This is a genomic window from Frankia sp. CoBUL1 (genome assembly GCF_978021245.1).
This window is the reverse complement of record NZ_CDXDOS010000354.1, coordinates 1-2,776: the sequence shown is the minus strand read 5'-3', so window position 1 is coordinate 2,776 and position 2,776 is coordinate 1. Positions and strand designations below refer to the sequence as shown.

Annotated in this window: 2 protein-coding genes and 1 pseudogene; 2 read left to right on the top strand and 1 reads right to left on the bottom strand. The window is 69.5% G+C overall.

Features of this window, described 5'->3' with window-relative positions:
• Positions 1-762: 762 nt before the first annotated feature.
• Positions 763-1,110, top strand: a pseudogene (locus AC08OX_RS16800) (Hsp20/alpha crystallin family protein); the annotation flags it as partial.
• A 296-nt stretch (positions 1,111-1,406) separates the two neighbouring features.
• On the opposite strand, the gene AC08OX_RS16795 reads toward AC08OX_RS16800, so the two are convergent.
• Positions 1,407-2,300, bottom strand: coding sequence for an exodeoxyribonuclease III (locus tag AC08OX_RS16795; RefSeq protein ID WP_476608683.1), 894 nt, complete (start codon positions 2,298-2,300; stop codon positions 1,407-1,409).
• Positions 2,301-2,368: 68 nt separating this feature from the next.
• Here AC08OX_RS16795 and AC08OX_RS16790 point away from each other — a divergent pair.
• Positions 2,369-2,776 (top strand): RibD family protein (locus AC08OX_RS16790; protein ID WP_476608682.1); only part of this gene is annotated, 408 nt, incomplete at its 3' end.

The following is a 2,776-nucleotide window of genomic DNA, read 5'->3' as shown; positions in this document are numbered from 1 at the left end:
TCACGGATGCGCCGGGGCCGGGCGGCTGCGCGATGGGACAGGCCGTTTGTGGTAACTCCGTCCAACAATCTCGTACGGTGCTGCCTCGTACGGTGCTGCAACCGTTCGCTCGTGGTACACGAACAGCCTCCCCAACACGCAGTCCGGTATGGCGCGTGCGACTTTATACCACGGTGCTGTGGCTATCTTGTGGTCACTCCCGGTAACCCTCACTCAAGGGGTAGTTTGTCGGTGGTAATCGGGCTTCGGGTATGTACGGCGCAAACGATTTTCCGTGATCCCGGACTAATTTGATCCCGGGTCGGCGGTTCGGCTGATGGTGCCCGGATCCGGTGCCGCCATTCCGCGGCGGCCCGGCGGCCCGGCGGCCCGGTGTCACGGCGGCCCGCGGCGGCTCGCGGCCGCACGATCGCCGGCTTCTCGCTCCGAGCGATCAGGCCCGCCGCGGCGGGCCGGAGCCGAGGCCCCACCGCCCGGCCGCCCGGGGTCGGCCGCTGCGACCGTTCGCCGTTTCGGTGTCCTGCCTCACATTCAACAAATTCCTTACCCTCGCTTGCAAAAGCAAAGTTGAGCGCCTTAGACTCACGAACTGTGAGAGCGGGAGGCAATCGAGCCGAAGGTGATCCGCCCAGGGGGCGCCTGAGGTGCGGGAGCGTCCCGATCGGCATCGATGTACAGAGATCGGCCCTAGAAAGATCAATCTTTTGGAGGGGGAGCGTCGTGAGCACCTACCTGTGGGACCCGTTTGCCTCGCTGGGGCGTATGGACCGGGAGTTCGACGAGATCGTTCGGCGTGTCTGGGGCCCGCGGCGTCCGATGCTTACCGGACGGTCGTCGGTCACCGAGTTCGCCGTCCCGTCGGCTGATGTGGTTACTGAGGGAGCGGATGTACTGATCAACCTCGAGCTGCCCGGGGTCGATGTCGAGCGGGACGTCGCGGTCGAGATCGACCGGGGCCGCCTGGTCGTCCGCGGGAAGCGTGCGGCCGGCAGCGAGAATGAGCACGCCGGTCGCGTACACCGCGAGCGCTGGCACGGTTCCTACCGCCGGGAGTTCAGGCTTCCCGAGGGCGTGGAGGCGCAGCGGATCTCGGCCACTTACGACCGGGGCATCCTGACGGTCCGTCTCGTCGGCGCGGCGGCGGAGCCCAAGGCGACCCGGATCGAGATCACCCCGGTCGTCGGCGACGCCCGGCCGGCCGAGGTCGTCGAGGGGGGATGCCGGCGGAATCAGCGGAGTCCGCGACGCCGCGGTCCGCCGAGCCGGCCACGCCGGCCGGGGCCGGTTCCACCGTCTGAGAACCGCACCCGGCGTGCGGACGCCGACGTCCGCACGCCGGGCAGCGGTTCCCTCGCGCCGGGCGGCCTACCCCGCTGGACCGGTCGATCCTGCCGGGACCGCCCGGCTCAGCGGCGGCGCGGTCCGGTGCCGGTGGAGGAGGCCCGTCCCGGGGCGGACTGTCCGGCCGAGCTGCCACTCGACGGAGGCGGCACCATCGGCCCGATGTCGCCGTCCGGCGCGGTGTCCAGATCGACGATGACGGGAGCGTGGTCGCTCGTCCCGACGCCTTTGCGGGCCGCCCGGTCCACCCAGACCGCGCGCACGCGGCCCGCCACGTCGGCGGTCGCCAGAGCCAGGTCGATGCGCATCCCGAGGTTCTTCGGGAAACACAGCTGGCGGTAGTCCCAGTAGGTGTAGACGACGTCGTCGGGCCAGCGGGCCCGCAGCACATCGATGAGCCCGGCGTCGACGAGTTCCGCGAGTGCCGCGCGTTCCGCCGGGGTGACGTGGGTGGCGCCCTCGAACCGGGTGATGTCCCAGACGTCAACGTCCGTTGGCGCGATGTTGAAATCACCCAACGTCATCACCGCGCCCTGGGCCGTGGCCTCGGCCACCACCTCGCGCAGCGCGGCGAGCCAGGCCAGCTTGTAGGCGTAATGAGGGTCGTCGATGGTCCGGCCGTTGGGCACGTACAGCGACCAGATCCGGATGCCGCCGCAGGTCGCGGCGATGGCGCGAGGCTCGGGACCGGGAAAGCCCGGATCGCCCGGAAGACCCCGCGCGACGTCGTCGAGGGTATCCCGCGACAGAATCGCCACGCCGTTCCACCGGCCGTCGCCGTGATGGGCGACCCGGTAGCCCCGGCGAAACAGATCCTCGTCGAACAGCTCCAGGAAGGCGTCGTCCGCCAGCTTCGTCTCCTGCAGGCACACCACATCCGGCTCGGCCCGGTTGAGCCATTCGATCAGGCGGGCCTGCCGAGCCTTCGCAGAGTTGATGTTCCACGTCGCGATCCGCACATCTGTTGACGGTAGTCCCACGGTCCGACAGGTCTGCCGGGCATGTCGGGTCTGGGATGATGGTCGTCATGGGAACGAGCCGGCGTGTCGACGATGACACCGTGGGCCAAGGCGCTGTTGCTGGCCGGCCGTATGTCATCTGCAGCTGCGCGATGTCGTTGGATGGGCACATCGACGACAGCTCGGCTGAGCGGCTGATCCTCTCCAGTGCCGCCGATCTCGACCGGGTGGACGAGGTGCGTGCCGGCTGTGACGCGATCCTCGTCGGCGCGGCCACTGTCCGGCGGGACAATCCCCGTCTCGCCGTGCGCGCGCAGCACCGTCGGGTGGGGCGAGAGGCGGCCGGACGCCCGCCCACGCCGATCAAGGTCGTGCTGTCCGGCGGGGGAGACCTCGATCCGAGCGCTCGGCTGTTCACCGCCGACCCGGTCGAGACGATCATCTACCGTCGGGCTGGATCATCGTTGGCGATCGCC